The following is a 20135-nucleotide window of genomic DNA, read 5'->3' as shown; positions in this document are numbered from 1 at the left end:
GAAGACCCAACTCACCGGCAAGGCGCGGTCGAGCGCGAGGTCCGGGGCGGGCGCGCGGGTGCCGTCGGCCGGAAAACCCCTGCTCGGGCGGAAACCCGAGCTGAGGGGCAGGGCGGCCCGGCTCGCCCAGTTGTTCCCGACCGGGCAGGGCCGCCAGGCTGCCCGTACCCCGTTCGTGCTGCTCGTCGTCCTGCTGCTGGGCGGCGGCCTGATCGGGCTGCTGGTGCTGAACTCCGCCCTCAGCGAGGGCTCGTTCCGGCTGGACGACCTGCAGCGGCAGACGCAGGAGCTGACCGACGAGGAGCAGGCGCTCCAGCGGGACGTCGACGCCTACTCCGCACCCGACGCCCTCCAGCGCCGCGCCCGCGAGCTCGGCATGATCCCCGGCGGGGACCCGGCCTTCCTCGGCCCCGACGGCCGTATCAAGGGCGTCCCGGGCCCCGCCGCCGACCGGCGGACGTCGCACACCATGCCCCTCCTCCTGCCGCCCGCGGCGCAGCCCACCGAGGGACCGGCCACCGGTCCCACGCCCGCCCCGACGCCCCAGGGCCCCGTAGGGCCCGCCATGACCCCGACCCCCGGCAGGTGACGGAAGTGTCCGACAGGGAACCGCCCCGCCGCCGCGTGCCCGGACCCGCCCGGCCCGCCCGCCCCGGCGGCGCCCGGCCCCGCAAAGCCGCCGCCCGCCCGGCCGTCCGCCGCCCCCGCCCGCCCCGCCCGGCCTCCCCGCGCGTCATCCGCCTGGGCAGCCCACGCCCCCGGCTGCGCCTGGTCGGCGTCGCGCTCACCCTCGTGCTGATCGCGTTCACCCTGCGGCTGCTCCAGGTGCAGGCCGTCGACGCGAGCACCTACAGCGCCAAGGCCCAGCAGAACCGGTACGTCGTGCACACCCTGGCCGCCGAGCGCGGCGGCATCACCGACCGCAACGGCGTGGCCCTCGCGGCCAGCGTGGACGCGTACGACATCACGGCCGACCCGACGATGTTCACGCGCGAGCAGCTCGAGATCGGCGACGGGCCCGAACAGGCGGCGGCCCTGCTGGCGCCGATCCTCGGACTCGACCAGGGCGACCTCGCGCGGAAGCTGCGGCCCGCGAAGAAGGACCTGCGCTACGTCCGGCTCGCCCGCAGCCGCACCCCCCAGGTCTGGAACCAGATCAAGGACCTCAAGAGCGCGCTCGCGAAGAAGGCGGAGAAGGACAAGGCCACCGTCAACGTCCTCGCGGGCGTCTTCGCCGACCCCAGCAGCAAGCGCGTGTACCCGAACGGCGACCTCGCCGCCGGGATACTGGGCTGGGTCAACAGCGAGGGCAAGGGCGGCGGCGGCATCGAGTCGCAGCTCGACAAGCAGCTCGCCGGCAAGGACGGCAAGATCCGCTACGCCCAGTCCGGCGGCCGGCAGGTCCCCACCGTAGGCTCGAACGAGACGCCCGCCGTGCCCGGCAGCGACGTCGAGCTGACCATCGACCGCGACATCCAGTGGGCCGCGCAGGACGCCATCTCCGAGCAGGTCAGGAAGTCCCGGGCGGACCGCGGCTACGTGATCGTCCAGGACACCCGGACCGGCGAGATCCTTGCCATGGCCAACGCGCCCGGCTTCGACCCGAACGACCTGTCCACCGCGAGCCCCGAGGCGCTGGGCAACGCGGCCCTCCAGGACGCCTACGAGCCCGGCTCCACCGCCAAGGTCATGTCGATGGCGGCCGTGCTGGAGGAGCATGCCGCCACGCCCATGACGCGCGTCGTCGTGCCCAACCGGCTGCACCGGGGCGACCGGCTGTTCAAGGACGACGTGGACCACCCGACCTGGTACCTCACGCTCAACGGCGTCCTCGCCAAGTCCAGCAACATCGGCACCATCCTGGCCACCGGCCAGCTCGGCACGACCCAGCGGGAGTCCAACCGCGTCCTGTACTCGTACCTGCGCAAGTTCGGTCTCGGCAGCTACACCGGGCTCGGCTTCCCCGGCGAGACCAAGGGCATCCTCGCCCCGCCCGACCAGTGGTCCACCTCGCAGCAGTACACGATTCCTTTCGGCCAGGGCGTGTCCATCAACGCGATGCAGGCGGCGTCCGTCTACTCGACCATCGCCAACGGCGGCGTACGCGTCGACCCCAGCCTGGTGCGCGGCACGAAGGGCGCCGACGGGCGCTTCACACCCGCCCCGAAACCGAAGAAGACGCGGGTCGTGAGCCCGAAGACGGCGAAGACCCTCGCCCAGATGCTGGAGTCGGTGGTGGACGACGAGGAGGGCACCGGCACCAAGGCGCGGATCCCCGGGTACCGCGTGGCGGGCAAGACCGGCACGGCCAACCGTGTGGATCCGGCCACCGGCAAGTACCACGGCTACACCTCGTCGTTCGCCGGGTTCGCGCCCGCCGACAAGCCCCGCGTCACCGTCTACTGCGCCATCCAGAACGCCACGAGAGGCAGCTACTTCGGCGGCCAGATCTGCGGACCGGTCTACAAGCAGGTCATGGAGTTCGCCCTGAAGACCCTCCAGGTGCCGCCGACCGGCGCCCCGCCCGCCCGGCTCCCCGTCACCTACCAGCCCTGATCAGCCCGCACCCCTGACCGGTCGCACCCGGTCGGCACGGAACCACCCAGGAACACCTCGTGACAACGATCACCCCCGGCCCCGGGAACCACAGCGACCCCGGCCCCTCACTTCGCTCCAGGGCGGGTACGCCCGGTACGCTCACCGCCGTGCCACACGCTGATCAGTCCCAAACCACCCAGAAGGGCCACCCCGTGAGCCATCCGGGACCGCCCCGGCCGGAGCGGGTCACCGCCACACCTCTCGCGGAACTCGCCGGTCAGCTGGGTGCCGAGCAGCCGCGGACGGACCGCGCGGTCGAGGTCTCGGGCATCACCCACGACTCGCGCGCGGTCCGCCCCGGCGACCTGTACGCCGCACTGCCCGGCGCCCGCGCGCACGGCGCCGACTTCGTCACGCAGGCCGCCGGCCTCGGCGCCGCCGCCGTGCTGACCGACCCGACGGGCGCCGACCGCGCGGCCGCCACCGGCCTGCCGGTGCTGGTCGTCGCCGACCCGCGGGCCCGGATGGGCGAGCTGGCCGCCACCATCTACGGCCGGCCCGGAAGCGACCTGCTCCAGATCGGCATCACCGGCACCTCCGGCAAGACCACCACCGCCTACCTCGTCGAGGGCGGCCTGCGCACGGCCCACTCCACGGGCCTGATCGGCACGGTGGAGATGCGCATCGGCGACGAGCGCATCAAGTCCGAGCGCACCACGCCCGAAGCGACCGACCTGCAGGCCCTGTTCGCCGTCATGCGCGAACGCGGCGTCGAGGCCGTCGCCATGGAGGTCTCCAGCCACGCGCTCGTGCTCGGCCGGGTCGACGGCTGCGTCTTCGACGTCGCCGTCTTCACCAACCTCAGCCCGGAACACATGGAGTTCCACTCCGGCATGGAGGACTACTTCCAGGCCAAGGCGCAGCTGTTCACACCGGAACGCAGCAGGCTCGGCGTGGTCAACGTCGACGACGAGTACGGCCGCAGGCTCGCCGGGGAAGCCACCGTCCCGGTCGTCACCTTCTCCGCCGAGGGCCACCCGGACGCCGACTGGCGCGCCGAGGACGTCCGGGTCGGGCCGCTGGACTCCACGTTCACCGCGATCGGCCCCAAGGGCGAGCGGATCGCCGCCACGTCGCCGCTCGCCGGGCCGTTCAACGTGGCGAACACCCTCGCCGCGATCGCCGCCCTGGCCGTCGCCGGACTCGACCCGCAGACCGCCGCCGACGGCGTGGCCGCCGTGCCGGGCGTGCCGGGCCGGCTGGAGCGCGTGGACGCCGGGCAGCCCTACCTCGCGGTCGTCGACTACGCCCACAAGACCGACGCCGTCGAATCGGTGCTGCGCGCCCTGCGCAAGGTCACCGAGGGCCGCATCCACATCGTGCTCGGCTGCGGCGGCGACCGGGACACCACCAAGCGCGGGCCGATGGGCGCCGCCGCTGCCCGGCTCGCCGACACCGCCGTACTGACGTCGGACAACCCCCGCTCCGAGGACCCGCTCGCGATCCTCGCGGCCATGCTCCAGGGCGCGGCGTCCGTGCCCGCGCACGAGCGCGGCGAGGTCCAGGTCTTCGAGGACCGGGCCGCGGCCATCGCCGCCGCCGTCGCCCGCGCGGAGCCCGGCGACACCGTGCTGGTCGCGGGCAAGGGCCACGAGCAGGGCCAGGACATCGCCGGAGTGGTCCGTCCCTTCGACGACCGCCAGGTGCTTCGCGAAGCCATCCAGAAGACCCAGGGATGAAATCCCGCATGATCCAGGGGATGAACTTGTGATCGCCCTCTCCCTCGCCGAGATCGCAGAAGTCGTCGGCGGGCAGACGCACGACATACCGGACCCCTCCGTGCAGGTCACCGGGCCGGTCGTCCGGGACTCCCGCGAGGTGGAGCCCGGCAGCCTCTTCGTCGCCTTCGCCGGCGAGCGCGTGGACGGCCACGACTTCGCGGAAGCGGTCGTGGCGGCGGGCGCGGCGGCCGTACTGGCGTCCCGCCCGGTCGGCGTCCCCGCGATCGTCGTACCGGACGTGCAGGCCGCCCTCGGCGCCCTCGCCCGGCACGTCGTCGCCCGGCTCGGCGCCACCCTCGTCGCCCTCACCGGCTCCGCGGGCAAGACCAGCACGAAGGACCTCATCGCCCAGGTGCTGCGGCGCAAGGCGCCCACCGTGTTCACCCCGGGCTCCCTCAACAACGAGATCGGGCTGCCGCTCACCGCGCTCAGCGCGACCGCGGAAACCCGTTTCCTGGTGCTGGAGATGGGCGCCCGCGGCATCGGCCACATCCGCCACCTCACCGAACTGACGCCCCCGCGGATCGGCCTCGTCCTCAACGTCGGCAGCGCCCACATCGGCGAGTTCGGCGGCCGTGAGCAGATCGCGCAGGCCAAGGGCGAACTCGTCGAGGCCCTCCCCGCGGCCGACGAGGGCGGCACGGCGATCCTCAACGCGGACGACCCTTTCGTACGGGCCATGGCATCCCGTACGAAGGCGAAGGTGCTCCTCTTCGGAGAGTCCGGCGAAGCGGACGTGTCCGCCGAGAACGTGCGACTCACGGACAGCGGACAGCCCTCCTTCAGGCTTCGCACACCCTCCGGTGCAAGTGATGTGACCATGCGCCTGTACGGTGAGCACCACGTGTCGAACGCGCTCGCCGCGGCCGCCGTCGCCCACGAGCTGGGCATGTCCGCAGACGAGATCGCCGTCGCGCTCTCCGAGGCGGGCTCCCTCTCCCGCTGGCGGATGGAGGTCACCGAGCGTCCGGACGGCGTGACGGTCGTCAACGACGCCTACAACGCGAACCCCGAGTCCATGCGGGCCGCCCTGCGCGCGCTCGCGGCCATCGGCAAGGGGCGCCGCACGTGGGCGGTGCTCGGCAAGATGGCCGAGCTCGGGGACGAGGCGCTCGCCGAGCACGACGCGGTCGGACGGCTCGCCGTCCGGCTCAACGTCAGCAAGCTCGTCGCGGTCGGGGGCAGGGAAGCGTCCTGGCTGCAACTGGGCGCATATAACGAGGGTTCGTGGGGTGAGGAGTCGGTGCACGTGTCCGACGCACAGGCGGCGATCGACCTGTTGCGCAGCGAGCTGCGCCCGGGAGACGTCGTACTCGTGAAGGCGTCCCGGTCGGTCGGTCTGGAGAGCGTCGCCGAGGCGCTGCTCGGGACCGGTGCCGAGGGTGAGGTTGCCGCCCGATGATGAAGCAGATCCTGTTCGCAGGGGTCATTGGCCTGTTCCTCACCCTGGTCGGCACCCCGCTGCTGATCAAGCTGCTGGCCCGCAAGGGCTACGGCCAGTACATCCGGGACGACGGCCCGCGCGAGCACCACAGCAAGCGCGGCACGCCCACCATGGGCGGCATCGCGTTCATCTTCGCGACGATCGCCGCGTACTTCCTCAGCAAGGTCATCACCGGCTACCAGCCCACCTTCTCCGGTCTGCTGGTGCTGGGCCTGATGGCGGGCATGGGCCTGGTCGGCTTCCTCGACGACTACATCAAGATCGTCAAGCGGCGTTCGCTGGGCCTGCGGGCCAAGGCGAAGATGGCCGGCCAGCTCATCGTCGGCATCGCCTTCGCGGTGCTCTCCCTGCAGTTCGCGGACAACCGCGGCAACACCCCGGCCTCCACCAAGCTGTCGTTCATCACGGACTTCGGCTGGACGATCGGCCCGGTGCTGTTCGTGGTCTGGGCGCTGTTCATGATCCTGGCGATGTCGAACGGCGTGAACCTGACGGACGGTCTGGACGGCCTGGCCACCGGCGCCTCCGTCCTCGTCTTCGGCGCCTACACCTTCATCGGCGTCTGGCAGTTCCAGGAGTCCTGCGCCAACGCCCAAACCCTGACCAACCCGGGCGCCTGCTACGAGGTGCGCGACCCCCTCGACCTCGCCGTCGTCTCCTCGGCGCTGATGGGCGCCTGCCTCGGCTTCCTGTGGTGGAACACCTCACCGGCCAAGATCTTCATGGGCGACACCGGTTCGCTCGCGCTCGGCGGCGTGCTCGCGGGCCTCGCCATCTGCTCCCGCACCGAGCTGCTACTCGCCATCCTCGGCGGCCTGTTCGTCCTGATCACCATGTCCGTGGTGATCCAGGTCGGCTCCTTCCGCATGACCGGCAAGCGCGTCTTCCGGATGGCGCCACTGCAGCACCACTTCGAACTCAAGGGCTGGTCCGAAGTCCTCGTGGTGGTCCGCTTCTGGATCATCCAGGGCATCTGCGTGATCGTCGGACTGGGCCTCTTCTACGCGGGATGGGCAGCGGACAAGTGACCGACTGGCAGGGGAAGAACGTCACCGTCGCCGGGCTCGGCGTCTCCGGCATCCCGGCGGCCAGGGTCCTGCACGGGCTCGGCGCGCGGGTCACCGTCGTCAACGACGGCGACGACGACCGCGCCCGCGCGCAGGCCGCCGAACTCCGGGCGCTCGGCATCACCGTGCGCCTCGGTGACGGAGCGACCCTGCCCGACGGCACCGAACTGATCGTCACCGCACCGGGCTGGAAGCCCGACAAGCCGCTGTTCACCGCCGCCGAGCGGGCCGGCGTCCCCGTCTGGGGCGACGTCGAGCTGGCCTGGCGGCTGCGCGGCCCGGACGCCGCGCCCTGGCTCGCGGTCACCGGCACCAACGGCAAGACCACCACCGTGCAGATGCTCGCCGCCATCCTGAAGGCGGCGGGCCTGCGCACGGCCGCCGTCGGCAACATCGGCGTCTCCCTGCTCGACGCGGTGCTCGGCGAGGAGACGTACGACGTCCTGGCCGTGGAGCTGTCCAGCTACCAGCTGCACTGGGCGCCCTCGCTGCGCGCCCACTCCGCCGCCGTGCTGAACCTCGCCCCCGACCACCTCGACTGGCACGGCTCCATGGAGGCGTACGCCAAGGACAAGGGCCGCATCTACGAGGGCAACCGCGTCGCCTGCGTCTACAACGTCGCCGACCAGGCCACCGAGGACCTGGTCCGCGAGGCCGACGTCGAGGAGGGCTGCCGCGCCATCGGCTTCACCCTGGGCACACCGGGCCCCTCCCAACTCGGCGTCGTGGACGGCATCCTGGTCGACCGGGCCTTCGTGGAGAACCGGCACAAGAACGCCCAGGAACTCGCCGAGGTCTCCGACGTCCACCCGCCCGCCCCGCACAACATCGCCAACGCCCTCGCGGCGGCGGCCCTCGCCCGCGCCTTCGGCGTACCCCCGCAGGCCGTACGGGACGGGCTGCGCGCCTTCCGGCCCGACGCGCACCGCATCGCGCACGTCGCCGACGTGGCCGACGTGGCCTACGTGGACGACTCCAAGGCCACCAACACCCATGCCGCGCAGGCCTCGTTGGCGGCGTACGAGTCGATCGTCTGGATCGCCGGCGGACTCGCCAAGGGCGCCACCTTCGACGAACTCGTCGCCCGGTCCGCCGAGCGCCTGCGCGGCGCCGTCCTGATCGGCCGGGACCGCGCCCTGATCCGCGAAGCCCTCGCGCGACACGCCCCGGAAGTACCCGTGGTCGACGTCGACCGGACCGACACTGGGGCGATGCTCCAGGCCGTCCAGGAGGCCCAGCGGCTCGCCCGCCCGGGCGACACGGTGCTGCTGGCCCCGGCCTGCGCCTCGATGGACATGTTCGTCAACTACAACAAGCGCGGTGACGCGTTCGCGGAGGCCGTTCGCGAACTCGGCGCCTGACCCGGCCGCCTGAGCCGGGCGACCTCGGGAGGGACGCGTGGGACGGTCCAGGCCGACGGCCGGCGGAGGCCGCGATGCCCGGTAGCAGCACCCGGCGTCCGCCCGTGCAGCGGGCCGTCAAGCGGCCCGTCGCCGGCGGACCGCTGCCCGACAACCCCGTACTCCGGCTCCACCAGCGGGCCCGCCGGGCCTGGGACCGGCCGCTGACCGCGTACTACCTGATCCTCGGCGGCAGCCTGCTGATCACCGTGCTCGGCCTGGTGATGGTCTACTCGGCCTCCCAGATCACCGCCCTGCAGATGTCGCTGCCCGGCTCGTACTTCTTCCGCAAGCAGCTCGTCGCGGCCGCCATCGGCGGCGGGCTGATGTTCCTCGCCTCCCGGATGCCGGTGAAGCTGCACCGCGCGCTGGCCTACCCGATCCTCGCCGGAGCGGTGTTCCTGATGGCCCTCGTGCAGGTGCCGGGGATAGGGATGTCGGTCAACGGCAACCAGAACTGGATCGCCGTCGGTGGCTCCTTCCAGATCCAGCCCAGCGAGTTCGGCAAGCTCGCGCTCGTGCTGTGGGGGGCCGACCTGCTCGCCCGCAAGCAGGACCGCAAGCTGCTCACCCAGTGGAAGCACATGCTGGTGCCGCTGGTGCCGGCCTCCTTCATGCTGCTCGGACTGATCATGCTCGGCGGCGACATGGGTACCGCGATCATCCTGACGGCGATCCTGTTCGGCCTGCTGTGGCTGGCGGGCGCGCCCACCCGGCTGTTCGCCGGCGTCCTGGCGGTCGCCGGGCTGCTCGGCGCGGCCCTGATCACGACCAGCGAGAACCGCATGGCGCGGCTCGCCTGCCTCGGCGCCACAGACCCCGGCCCCGGCGACGTCTGCTGGCAGGCCGTGCACGGCATCTACGCCCTCGCCTCCGGCGGGCTGTTCGGTTCCGGGCTCGGTGCGAGTGTGGAAAAATGGGGCCAACTCCCCGAAGCGCACACCGACTTCATCTTCGCCATCACCGGTGAGGAACTGGGCCTGGCGGGGACACTGTCGGTGCTCGCCCTCTTCGCGGCTCTAGGCTATGCGGGTATCCGCGTGGCCGGACGCACGGAGGACCCCTTCGTGAGGTACGCCGCGGGAGGTGTGACCACCTGGATCACGGCCCAGGCCGTGATCAACATCGGTGCGGTGCTCGGCTTGCTGCCGATCGCCGGCGTCCCCCTCCCGCTGTTCTCCTACGGGGGATCCGCCCTGCTGCCGACCATGTTCGCCATCGGGCTGCTCATCGCGTTCGCGCGCGACGAGCCCGCTGCGCGGGCGGCGCTTGCGATGCGGCAACCCCGCTTTGGTAGAAAGCGGGGGGCTGGGGGCCCGGCGGCCGGTCGGAGTCCCCGGAGTTGGAACACGATGCGACGGCGTGCCTCGGCGGCACGCTCGTCCGGAGAGCGGTGAATTTCGGTGCATGTCGTACTCGCCGGCGGAGGAACCGCGGGCCACATCGAGCCCGCGCTCGCCCTCGCGGACGCCCTGCGCAGGCAGGACCCGACCGTGGGGATCACGGCCCTGGGCACGGAGCGCGGTCTGGAGACCCGGCTCGTGCCCGAGCGGGGCTACGAGCTGGCGCTGATCCCGGCCGTACCGCTGCCGCGCAAGCCCACCCCCGAGCTGATCACCGTCCCGGGCCGGCTGCGCGGCACGATCAAGGCGACCGAGCAGATCCTGGAGCGCACCAAGGCCGACTGCGTCGTCGGCTTCGGCGGCTACGTCGCCCTGCCCGGGTACCTCGCGGCCAAGCGGCTCGGCGTGCCGATCGTCGTCCACGAGGCCAACGCCCGCCCCGGCCTCGCCAACAAGATCGGCTCGCGCTACGCCTCGCAGGTCGCCGTCGCCACCCCGGACAGCAAGCTGCGCAACTCGCGCTACATCGGCATCCCGCTGCGCCACTCCATCGCCACCCTCGACCGGGCCGCCGCCCGCCCCGAGGCCCGCGCGATGTTCGGCCTGGACCCGAACCTGCCGACGCTGCTGGTCTCGGGGGGCTCGCAGGGCGCCCGCCGCCTCAACGAGGTCGTCCAGCAGGTCGCGCCCTACCTCCAGCAGGCCGGCATCCAGATCCTGCACGCGGTCGGCCCGAAGAACGAACTGCCGCAGGTGCACCAGATGCCGGGGATGCCGCCGTACATCCCGGTAAGTTACCTGGACCGGATGGACCTCGCGTACGCCGCGGCCGACATGATGCTCTGCCGCGCGGGCGCGATGACCGTCGCCGAACTGTCCGCCGTCGGGCTCCCCGCCGCCTACGTCCCGCTGCCCATCGGCAACGGCGAGCAGCGGCTGAACGCCCAGCCGGTGGTCAAGGCCGGCGGCGGCCTGCTGGTGGACGACGCGGAACTCACCCCGCAGTGGGTGCAGCAGAACGTGCTGCCGGTCCTCGCCGACCCGCACCGGCTGTTCGAGATGTCCCGCGCCGCCGCCGAGTTCGGCCGCCGGGACGCCGACGACCTGCTCGTCGGCATGGTGTACGAGGCGATCGCCGCCCATCGTGCACACCGCTAGGCACTGACGGAAGGCAGGAAGCGTGGCCGGAACGACGACCGCCGAGCGCGGTGAACGCCGACGGGAGTCGTCCGGCCCGCCCCTTGTCCGGCGCCTCGGACCGCGCCGCCTGCGCACCATCGCCGTCGCGGCCCTCGCCCTGGTCCTGCTGACCGCGGGGGCCGTCTGGCTGCTGTACGGGTCGGCCTGGCTGCGCGTGGAGCGGGTGTCGGTCTCCGGAACGCGCGTGCTGACGGAGGCTCAGGTCCGCGAGGCGGCCGACGTGCCCGTCGGGGCGCCGCTCGTGTCGGTCGGCACCGACGCCATGGAAGCGCGGCTGCGGGAGAGACTGCTGCGGATCGACACGATCGACGTGACCCGTTCCTGGCCGAACGGAATCCGGCTGAAAGTGACCGAGCGGAAGCCGGTACTCCTTGTCCAAAAAGCCGGAAAGTTCGTGGAAGTGGACGACGAAGGTGTCCGCTTCGCCACAGTTTCCCGGGCACCGAAAGGCGTTCCGCTCCTGGAATTGCGCCTCGCCCGATCCGGTTCGGCCGCCGCGAGCCTGCGCCGCTTCGACGAGGCCAGGCTGGTGCGCGAGGCGGTGCGGGTGGCCGGTGACCTGCCCGGCCGGATCGCCCGCGACACACGGAGCGTCAGGGTCCGCTCCTACGACGACATCTCCCTCGAGCTGACCGGCGACCGCACCGTGGAGTGGGGCAGCAGCGAGAAGGGCGCGGTGAAGTCTCGCACGCTGACGGCCCTGATGAAAGCGACGCCGGACGCCGGGCACTTCGATGTCAGCGTCCCCACCGCCCCCGCGTCGTCGGGTAGTTGACGCACATCCGCGCAGGCCAGCACCCTGGTTGGGCGTCGCAGTGCCTGATCACATAGGGTGAAAAGAAAAACGGGAGGTTCGGCGTGTTCGTTGAACGGGCGCCACTTGTCGACTTAGTGTCCTGTTCGGAAGAGTCCAGGAAACAGACACACTGGTAACCCTAAACTTCAGGGTTAGGGTTCGGGTCGGCGAAACGGACCGTCCCATTCGGCATCAGTCGTCGGATCGCGGAACGCGGCGCGTTACGGTGATTCGACGACACGTAACTCGAGGCGAGAGGCCTTCGACGTGGCAGCACCGCAGAACTACCTCGCAGTCATCAAAGTCATCGGTGTCGGCGGCGGTGGTGTCAATGCCATCAACCGGATGATCGAGGTCGGTCTCAAGGGCGTCGAGTTCATCGCCATCAACACCGACGCGCAAGCTCTGTTGATGAGCGACGCCGACGTCAAGCTCGACGTCGGCCGTGAACTCACCCGCGGACTCGGCGCCGGAGCCAACCCGGCCGTCGGCCGCAAGGCCGCCGAGGACCACCGCGAGGAGATCGAGGAGGTCCTCAAGGGGGCCGACATGGTCTTCGTGACAGCCGGTGAAGGCGGCGGCACCGGCACCGGCGGCGCACCCGTCGTGGCCAACATCGCACGCTCCCTCGGCGCCCTCACCATCGGTGTGGTCACGCGCCCGTTCACCTTCGAGGGCCGGCGCCGCGCGAACCAGGCCGAGGACGGCATCGCCGAGCTCCGCGAAGAGGTCGACACCCTCATCGTCATCCCCAACGACCGGCTGCTGTCCATCTCGGACCGCCAGGTCTCGGTGCTCGACGCCTTCAAGTCGGCCGACCAGGTCCTGCTCTCCGGTGTGCAGGGCATCACCGACCTCATCACCACGCCCGGCCTGATCAACCTCGACTTCGCCGACGTCAAGTCGGTCATGTCCGAGGCCGGTTCGGCCCTCATGGGCATCGGCTCGGCCCGCGGCGACGACCGCGCGGTGGCCGCGGCCGAGATGGCGATCTCCTCCCCGCTGCTGGAGGCGTCCATCGACGGCGCCCGCGGCGTGCTGCTCTCCATCTCCGGCGGCTCCGACCTCGGCCTGTTCGAGATCAACGAAGCCGCCCAGCTGGTCAGCGAGGCCGCCCACCCCGAGGCCAACATCATCTTCGGCGCGGTCATCGACGACGCCCTCGGCGACGAGGTGCGGGTCACCGTGATCGCGGCCGGCTTCGACGGCGGCCAGCCGCCCAACAAGCGCGACACCGTCCTCGGCTCCTCCTCGGCCAAGCGCGAGGAGCCCGCTCCGGTACGGCAGGAGACCCGCCCGTCCTTCGGCTCGCTCGGCAGCGTCACGCCGAAGGAGGACCCGGAGCCCAAGCCGGAGCCGGTCAGTGAACTCCCGGTCGCCCCGCCGGTCCCGCCGGCGCCGCGCACCTACTCGGACAGCGCGGCCGAGGAGCTGGACGTGCCGGACTTCCTGAAGTGATAGGCCGGCGCGACACCGTGAACGGCGCGCACTTCGCCTTCACCGACCGGTGGGGCGGGGTGAGCGCCGTTCCGTACGAGGAGCTCAATCTCGGGGGCGCCGTCGGTGACGACCCCGCCGCCGTGCGCACCAACCGCGAGCTCGCGGCGAAATCCCTGGGGATCGACCCGGCCCGCGTGGTCTGGATGAACCAGGTGCACGGCAACGCCGTCGCCGTGGTCGCCGAGCCGTGGGGCGATCGCCCCGTACCCGAGGCCGACGCGGTCGTCGCCGCGCGCCGCGGCCTCGCCCTCGCCGTCCTCACCGCGGACTGCGTGCCCGTGCTGCTCGCCGACCCGGTCGCCGGGGTCGCCGCCGCGGCCCACGCGGGCCGGCCCGGCCTGGTCGCCGGGGTCGTCCCCGCCGCCGTACGGGCCATGACGGAACTGGGCGCCGAGCCCTCCCGGATCGTCGCCCGCACCGGGCCCGCCGTCTGCGGCCGGTGCTACGAGGTGCCGGAGGAGATGCGCGCCGAGGTCGCCGCCCTCGAACCGGCGGCGCACGCCGTGACCACGTGGGGGACCCCGGCGGTCGACGTGAGCGCCGGGGTGCACGCGCAGCTCGACCGGCTCGGGGTGCGCGACCGGGAGCAGTCGCCGGTGTGCACGCTGGAGTCGGGCGACCACTTCTCGTACCGCCGCGACCGCACCACCGGGCGGCTCGCCGGCTATGTCTGGCTGGACTGATGGGCATGACGGACCGCAGGGACGAACTCGCCGGGAACCTGGCGAAAGTGGAGGAGCGCATCACCGCCGCGTGCGTGGCCGCCGGCCGCAAGCGGGAGGAGGTGACCCTGATCGTGGTCACCAAGACCTACCCGGCGAGCGATGTGCGGATCCTGTCGGAGCTCGGGGTGCGGCACGTCGCCGAGAACCGTGACCAGGACGCGGCGCCCAAGGCCGCCGAGTGCTCGGATCTGCCCCTCACATGGCACTTCGTTGGCCAGTTGCAGACCAACAAGGTGCGGTCCGTGGTCGGTTATGCCGGTGTCGTGCAGTCGGTCGACCGTTCCCGGCTGGTCACCACGCTGTCCAAGGAGGCGGTGCGGGCCGGGCGCGAGGTGGGCTGCCTGATCCAGGTCGCGCTCGACGCCGGGGAGAGCGCGCGCGGGGAGCGCGGTGGCGTGGCCCCGGAGGGGATCGGGGAATTGGCCGATCTGGTCGCCGGTTCGCCGGGGCTGCGGCTCGACGGCCTGATGACCGTCGCTCCGCTGACCGGCGAGTACGCCGGGCGGCAACAGGCGGCGTTCGAGCGGTTGATGGATTTGTCGACCCACCTGCGCCGAGTCCATCCGGCTGCCACCATGGTCTCGGCAGGAATGAGCGCGGATCTTGAGCAGGCCGTTGCGGCCGGGGCGACACATGTACGCGTCGGTACGGCGGTACTCGGCGTCCGCCCCAGGCTCGGGTAACGTCGCCAAGAAGTCGGACCACAGCAGAAAATATGGTCATTTCCGCCGAAAGGCGGGCAAAACGACCTGTGGATCGCAGGCATTTGGCAGTCAGCCGATCCACCACAGAGCGGAGGACTCAGAGCATGGCCGGCGCGATGCGCAAGATGGCGGTCTACCTCGGCCTCGTGGAGGACGATGGGTACGACGGCCGGGGATTCGATCCCGACGACGACTTCGAACCCGAACTGGACCCCGAGCCCGAGCGAGATCACCGGCGGCACGAGCCGTCGCACCAGTCGCACGGTGCACACCAGTCCCAAAGGGACGAATCGGTGCGAGTGGTGCAGCCTCCGGCACCGCGCGAGCCGGTGCCGCAGTCCGCTTCGCTACCCGCGGAATCCAGCCGCCCGGCGCGCATCGCGTCCGTGGCATCCATCACACAAGAACGTCAGTCCCTGGAGAAGAACGCACCGGTGATCATGCCCAAGGTCGTGTCCGAACGAGAGCCTTACCGGATCACCACACTTCACCCCCGGACCTACAACGAGGCCCGTACCATCGGGGAACACTTCCGTGAGGGCACTCCGGTGATCATGAATCTCACTGAGATGGATGACACAGACGCCAAGCGACTTGTCGACTTTGCGGCCGGTTTGGTGTTTGGTCTTCACGGCAGCATCGAGCGGGTGACGCAGAAGGTGTTCCTGTTGTCGCCTGCTAACGTCGATGTCACGGCGGAGGACAAGGCCCGCATCGCAGAGGGCGGGTTCTTCAACCAGAGCTGAGACGCACGACCGGTAGAAGTACTTTTGGAAGTACGCAGGCAGGGGAGAGGGAAGCACGAGCATGAGCGTGGTCCTGGATGTCGTCTACATCGCGCTGATGTGCTTCCTCATCGTGCTGATCTTCCGGTTGGTCATGGACTACGTCTTCCAGTTCGCCCGCTCGTGGCAACCCGGCAAGGCGATGGTGGTCGTTCTGGAGGCCACCTACACTGTCACTGATCCACCGCTCAAGCTTCTGCGGCGGTTCATCCCGCCGTTGCGTCTCGGGGGCGTGGCGCTCGACCTGTCCTTCTTCGTACTGATGATCATCGTCTACATCCTGATCTCGATCGTGAGCCGGCTGTGAGCGATGTGACCTACCGTCTTGCCGAATGCCGACGACTACGTTGAGGTGAAGAGATGCCGTTGACCCCCGAGGACGTGCGGAACAAGCAGTTCACGACCGTCCGCCTCCGAGAAGGCTATGACGAGGACGAGGTCGATGCCTTCCTCGACGAGGTCGAAGCCGAACTGACGCGCCTGCTCCGCGAGAACGAGGACCTGCGCGCCAAACTCGCCGCGGCCACGCGCGCTGCTGCCCAGAACCAGCAGAACATGCGCAAGCCGCCCGAGCAGGACCAGCAGCAGGGCATGCGAGGTCCCGGTGCTCCGGTGCCCGCCGGCATATCGGGCCCGCCGCAGCAGCAGATGGGCGGCCCCATGGGCGGCCCGCCCCAGCTGCCGAGCGGTGCCCCGCAGCTGCCCGCCGGTCCCGGCGGTCAGGGCGGTCCGCAGGGTCCCGGCCCCATGGGTCAGGGTCCGATGGGCCAGGGCCCGATGCAGGGCCAGATGGGCCACGGCCCGATGGGCGGCCCCATGGGCGGTCCCGGCATGCCCGGTCAGGGCGGCCCCGGTGGCGACAGCGCCGCGCGCGTCCTGTCGCTGGCCCAGCAGACCGCCGACCAGGCGATCGCCGAGGCCCGTTCCGAGGCCAACAAGATCGTCGGCGAGGCGCGTTCGCGTGCCGAGGGTCTCGAGCGTGACGCCCGTGCCAAGGCCGACGCCCTGGAGCGGGACGCGCAGGAGAAGCACCGGGTCGCGATGGGCTCCCTGGAGTCCGCCCGCGCCACGCTGGAGCGCAAGGTCGAGGACCTGCGCGGCTTCGAACGCGAGTACCGCACGCGGCTGAAGTCCTACCTGGAGTCGCAGCTGCGCCAGCTGGAGACCCAGGCCGACGACTCGCTGGCCCCGCCGCGCACGCCCGCGACCGCGTCCCTCCCGCCGTCCCCGGCGCCTTCCATGGCCCCGGCCGGCGCGAGTGCCCCGTCGTACGGCGGCGGCAACCAGACGATGGGCGGCAACCCCGGCCAGTCCGGGCCGTCCTACGGTGGTCAGCAGCAGATGTCCCCGGCCATGACCCAGCCCATGGCTCCGGTCCGGCCGCAGGGCCCGGCGCCGATGGGGCAGGCTCCCTCCCCGATGCGTGGGTTCCTCATCGACGAGGACGACAACTGACGGGTTGTAGTACGCCGTAGGCGTCGGCAGCGTTCAGGCGGGGCCCCGGACCGAGAGGTCCGGGGCCCCGCCTTTGTGCTACGCGCGTTCGGGGTTTTTGGGGGAATTGTTCGAGGTTCAGGGGATCTGTCCGACGTACGCCACGCCGAGGGCCCGGGTCCGCCAAGATCTTTGGCGGACCCGGGCCTCCGCGTGGCCCGTTACACCTTGCGCAGGCGGAACGTCAGGGTGAGGCCCTCGTCGGTGAACGGCTCGCCGAACGTGCCGTCCGCCTCGCCCTGGGCGTAGTCCGTGGCGAGGACCTCGTCGGAGATCAGCGCCGCGTGCTCGGTCAGGGCGGCGGTCGTGGCCGGGTCCGTCGCCGTCCAGCGCAGCGCGATGCGGTCGGCGACGTCCAGGCCGCTGTTCTTGCGGGCCTCCTGGATCAGGCGGATCGCGTCACGGGCGAGGCCCGCGCGGCGCAGCTCCTCCGTGATCTCCAGGTCGAGGGCGACCGTGGCGCCCGCGTCGGAGGCCACCGACCAGCCCTCGCGCGGGGTCTCGGTGATGATCACCTCGTCCGGGGCGAGGGTGACGGTCTCGCCGTCGACCTGCACCGACGCCGTGCCCTCCCGCAGGGCGAGGGACAGCGCCGCGGCGTCGGCGTCGGCGATGGCCTTGGCGACGTCCTGGACGCGCTTGCCGAACCGCTTGCCCAGGGCGCGGAAGTTGGCCTTCGCCGTCGTGTCGACCAGGGAGCCGCCGACTTCGGAGAGGGACGCCAGGGATTCGACGTTCAGCTCCTCCGTGATCTGCGTGTGCAGTTCGCGGTCGAGGGCGTCGAAGCCCGTCGCCGCGATCAGCGCCCGCCGCAGCGGCTGGCGGGTCTTGACGCCCGACTCCGCGCGCGTGGCCCGGCCCAGCTCCACGAGCCGGCGCACCAGCATCATCTGCTTGGACAGCTCCGGGTCGATGGCGGTCAGGTCCGCCTCCGGCCAGGACGCCAGGTGCACCGACTCCGGGGCGTCCGGGCTGACCGGCACGATCAGGTCCTGCCACACCCGCTCGGTGATGAACGGGGTGATCGGCGCCATCAGCTTCGTGACCGTCTCCAGCACCTCGTGCAGGGTGCGCAGCGCGGCCTTGTCGCCCTGCCAGAAACGGCGCCGGGAGCGGCGCACGTACCAGTTGGAGAGGTCGTCGACGAACGCGGACAGCAGCTTGCCGGCCCGCTGGGTGTCGTACGCCTCCAGGGACTGGGTCACCTGGTCGGTGAGCGCGTGCAGTTCGGACAGCAGCCAGCGGTCCAGCAGCGGGCGGCCGTCCGGCGCCGGGTCGGCCCCGGAGGGGGCCCAGCCGGAGGTACGGGCGTACAGGGCCTGGAAGGCGACCGTGTTCCAGTACGTGAGGAGCGTCTTGCGGACGACCTCCTGGATGGTGCCGTGGCCCACGCGGCGGGCCGCCCACGGGGAGCCGCCGGCCGCCATGAACCAGCGGACCGCGTCGGCGCCGTGCTGGTCCATCAGCGGGATCGGCTGCAGGATGTTGCCGAGGTGCTTGGACATCTTGCGGCCGTCCTCGGCGAGGATGTGGCCCAGGCACACGACGTTCTCGTAGGACGACTTGTCGAAGACCAGGGTGCCGACCGCCATCAGCGTGTAGAACCAGCCGCGGGTCTGGTCGATGGCCTCGGAGATGAACTGCGCCGGGTAGCGGGACTCGAAGAGTTCCTTGTTCTTGTACGGGTAGCCCCACTGCGCGAACGGCATCGAACCCGAGTCGTACCAGGCGTCGATGACCTCCGGCACGCGCGTGGCCGTCTTTCCGCAGCCGCCGTGCGGGCAGGCGAAGGCGACCTCGTCGATGAACGGGCGGTGCGGGTCCAGGCCGGACTGGTCGGTGCCGGTCAGCTCGCCGAGCTCGGTGAGCGAGCCGACGCAGGTGAGGTGGTCGTCCTCGCAGCGCCAGATGGGCAGCGGGGTACCCCAGTAGCGGTTGCGGGACAGCGCCCAGTCGATGTTGTTGTTCAGCCAGTCGCCGAACCGGCCGTGCTTGACCGTGTCCGGGAACCAGTTGGTGTTCTCGTTCTCCTGGAGGAGGCGGTCCTTGACGGCCGTGGTGCGGATGTACCAGGAGGGCTGCGCGTAGTACAGCAGCGCGGTGTGGCAGCGCCAGCAGTGCGGGTAGCTGTGCTCGTACGGGATGTGCTTGAACAGCAGTCCTCGGCTGTCGAGGTCCGCGGTGAGCTGCTCGTCCGCCTTCTTGAAGAAGACGCCGCCGACCAGCGGGACGTCCTCCTCGAAGGTGCCGTCCGGGCGGACCGGGTTCACCACGGGCAGGCCGTAGGCGCGGCAGACCTTGAGGTCGTCCTCACCGAAGGCGGGGGACTGGTGGACCAGGCCCGTGCCGTCCTCGGTCGTGACGTACTCGGCGTTCACCACGTAGTGGGCGGGCTCGGTGAACTCCACGAGCTCGAACGGGCGCCGGTACGTCCAGCGCTCCATCTCGGCGCCGGTGAAGCTCTGCCCGGTGCTCTCCCAGCCCTCGCCGAGCGCCTTGCCGACCAGCGGCTCGGCGACGACAAGCTTCTCCTCGCCGTTCGTGGCGACGACGTAGGTGACGTCGGGGTGCGCGGCGACCGCGGTGTTGGACACCAGCGTCCAGGGCGTGGTCGTCCACACCAGCAGCGCGGCCTCGCCGGCCAGCGGGCCGGAGGTGAGCGGGAAGCGGACGTAGACGGACGGGTCGACGACCGTCTCGTACCCCTGCGCCAGCTCGTGGTCCGACAGGCCCGTGCCGCAGCGGGGGCACCAGGGGGCGACGCGGTGGTCCTGGACCAGCAGGCCCTTGGTGAAGATCTCCTTCAGCGACCACCAGACCGACTCGATGTACTCGGGCTCCATGGTCACGTACGCGTCGTCCAGGTCGACCCAGTAGCCCATGCGGGTCGTCAGCTCGGCGAAGGCGTCGGTGTGGCGGAGCACGGACTCACGGCACTTGGCGTTGAAGGCGGCGATGCCGTACGCCTCGATGTCCTTCTTGCCGGAGAAGCCCAGCTCCTTCTCGACGGCGAGCTCCACCGGGAGGCCGTGGCAGTCCCAGCCGGCCTTGCGGGCCACGTGGTAGCCGCGCATGGTGCGGAAGCGGGGGAAGACGTCCTTGAAGACGCGGGCCTCGATGTGGTGGGCGCCCGGCATGCCGTTGGCGGTGGGCGGGCCCTCGTAGAACACCCACTCGGGGCGGCCCTCGGACTGCTCCAGGCTCTTGGCGAAGATCTTCTGCTCGCGCCAGAAGTCGAGCACCGCGTGCTCGAGCGCGGGCAGGTCGACCTGGGCGGGTACCTGGCGGTACTGCGGCTGCGTGTTCAACGAGCTTCCTCCGGCGGACGTACTGCCTTCCGTCGGAGGGACGAGAGCCT

At 71.1% G+C, this 20135-nt stretch carries 16 protein-coding genes; 15 read left to right on the top strand and 1 reads right to left on the bottom strand.

Annotated features, from left to right (window positions below; genetic code table 11):
* Window positions 1–79: 79 nt before the first annotated feature.
* The 15 genes from AB0M97_RS05065 to AB0M97_RS04995 all read left to right on the top strand — a co-directional run bounded on the left by AB0M97_RS05065 (window position 80) and on the right by AB0M97_RS04995 (window position 16738).
* The gene (locus AB0M97_RS05065) at window positions 80–589 is read left to right on the top strand and encodes a septum formation initiator family protein (protein WP_365959367.1); all 510 of its coding nucleotides are present in this window, start codon (window positions 80–82) and stop codon (window positions 587–589) included.
* Window positions 586–2556 carry a penicillin-binding protein 2 gene (locus AB0M97_RS05060; protein ID WP_365959324.1) on the top strand — a complete coding sequence of 657 codons (1971 nt, stop codon included), beginning with the start codon at window positions 586–588 and terminating at the stop codon, window positions 2554–2556. Before AB0M97_RS05065 ends, AB0M97_RS05060 begins: the two co-directional genes overlap by 4 nt.
* 194 nt (window positions 2557–2750) lie before the next feature.
* Window positions 2751–4277, top strand: a complete 1527-nt coding sequence (locus tag AB0M97_RS05055) for a UDP-N-acetylmuramoyl-L-alanyl-D-glutamate--2,6-diaminopimelate ligase (protein WP_365959323.1) — start codon at window positions 2751–2753, stop codon at window positions 4275–4277.
* Between the two features lie 28 nt (window positions 4278–4305).
* Window positions 4306–5721, top strand: coding sequence for a UDP-N-acetylmuramoyl-tripeptide--D-alanyl-D-alanine ligase (murF, locus tag AB0M97_RS05050; protein ID WP_365959322.1), 1416 nt, complete (start codon window positions 4306–4308; stop codon window positions 5719–5721).
* Window positions 5721–6791 carry a phospho-N-acetylmuramoyl-pentapeptide-transferase gene (mraY, locus tag AB0M97_RS05045; protein ID WP_365959366.1) on the top strand — a complete coding sequence of 357 codons (1071 nt, stop codon included), beginning with the start codon at window positions 5721–5723 and terminating at the stop codon, window positions 6789–6791. Before murF ends, mraY begins: the two co-directional genes overlap by 1 nt.
* Window positions 6773–8191 (top strand): UDP-N-acetylmuramoyl-L-alanine--D-glutamate ligase, encoded by a 1419-nt coding sequence (murD, locus tag AB0M97_RS05040; protein WP_365959321.1) that lies wholly within the window; start codon window positions 6773–6775, stop codon window positions 8189–8191. The genes mraY and murD overlap by 19 nt, the downstream gene beginning before the upstream one ends.
* Window positions 8192–8265: 74 nt before the next feature.
* Complete coding sequence (gene ftsW / locus AB0M97_RS05035; RefSeq protein ID WP_365959320.1) at window positions 8266–9627, top strand: putative lipid II flippase FtsW; 1362 nt, start codon at window positions 8266–8268, stop codon at window positions 9625–9627.
* 6 nt (window positions 9628–9633) lie between these two features.
* Window positions 9634–10731: an undecaprenyldiphospho-muramoylpentapeptide beta-N-acetylglucosaminyltransferase gene (gene murG, locus AB0M97_RS05030; RefSeq protein WP_365959319.1), complete on the top strand. Its 1098-nt coding sequence runs from the start codon at window positions 9634–9636 to the stop codon at window positions 10729–10731.
* 22 nt (window positions 10732–10753) lie between these two features.
* Window positions 10754–11548, top strand: a complete 795-nt coding sequence (locus tag AB0M97_RS05025; RefSeq protein ID WP_365959318.1) for an FtsQ-type POTRA domain-containing protein — start codon at window positions 10754–10756, stop codon at window positions 11546–11548.
* A gap of 288 nt (window positions 11549–11836) precedes the next feature.
* Complete coding sequence (gene ftsZ / locus AB0M97_RS05020; protein ID WP_365959317.1) at window positions 11837–13027, top strand: cell division protein FtsZ; 1191 nt, start codon at window positions 11837–11839, stop codon at window positions 13025–13027.
* Window positions 13024–13752, top strand: a complete 729-nt coding sequence (gene pgeF / locus AB0M97_RS05015) for a peptidoglycan editing factor PgeF (protein ID WP_365959316.1) — start codon at window positions 13024–13026, stop codon at window positions 13750–13752. Before ftsZ ends, pgeF begins: the two co-directional genes overlap by 4 nt.
* A gap of 5 nt (window positions 13753–13757) precedes the next feature.
* Window positions 13758–14477 (top strand): YggS family pyridoxal phosphate-dependent enzyme, encoded by a 720-nt coding sequence (locus AB0M97_RS05010; RefSeq protein WP_365959315.1) that lies wholly within the window; start codon window positions 13758–13760, stop codon window positions 14475–14477.
* 125 nt (window positions 14478–14602) lie between these two features.
* Window positions 14603–15244 (top strand): cell division protein SepF, encoded by a 642-nt coding sequence (gene sepF, locus AB0M97_RS05005; protein ID WP_365959314.1) that lies wholly within the window; start codon window positions 14603–14605, stop codon window positions 15242–15244.
* Between the two features lie 61 nt (window positions 15245–15305).
* On the top strand, window positions 15306–15590 hold the full coding sequence (locus tag AB0M97_RS05000) for a YggT family protein (protein WP_007448661.1): 285 nt from the start codon (window positions 15306–15308) through the stop codon (window positions 15588–15590).
* 53 nt (window positions 15591–15643) lie between these two features.
* Complete coding sequence (locus AB0M97_RS04995; protein ID WP_365959313.1) at window positions 15644–16738, top strand: DivIVA domain-containing protein; 1095 nt, start codon at window positions 15644–15646, stop codon at window positions 16736–16738.
* A gap of 200 nt (window positions 16739–16938) precedes the next feature.
* Here AB0M97_RS04995 and ileS read toward each other — a convergent pair whose 3' ends face one another.
* The gene (ileS, locus tag AB0M97_RS04990; RefSeq protein ID WP_365959312.1) at window positions 16939–20085 is read right to left on the bottom strand and encodes an isoleucine--tRNA ligase; all 3147 of its coding nucleotides are present in this window, start codon (window positions 20083–20085) and stop codon (window positions 16939–16941) included.
* Between the last annotated feature and the right edge of the window lie 50 nt (window positions 20086–20135).

Origin of the sequence: Streptomyces sp. NPDC051207 (assembly GCF_040682395.1) — a bacterium.
Taxonomy (GTDB): Bacteria; Actinomycetota; Actinomycetes; order Streptomycetales; family Streptomycetaceae; genus Streptomyces.
Note: the sequence above shows the minus strand (reverse complement) of the source record. Positions and strands in the feature narration are given on the sequence as shown.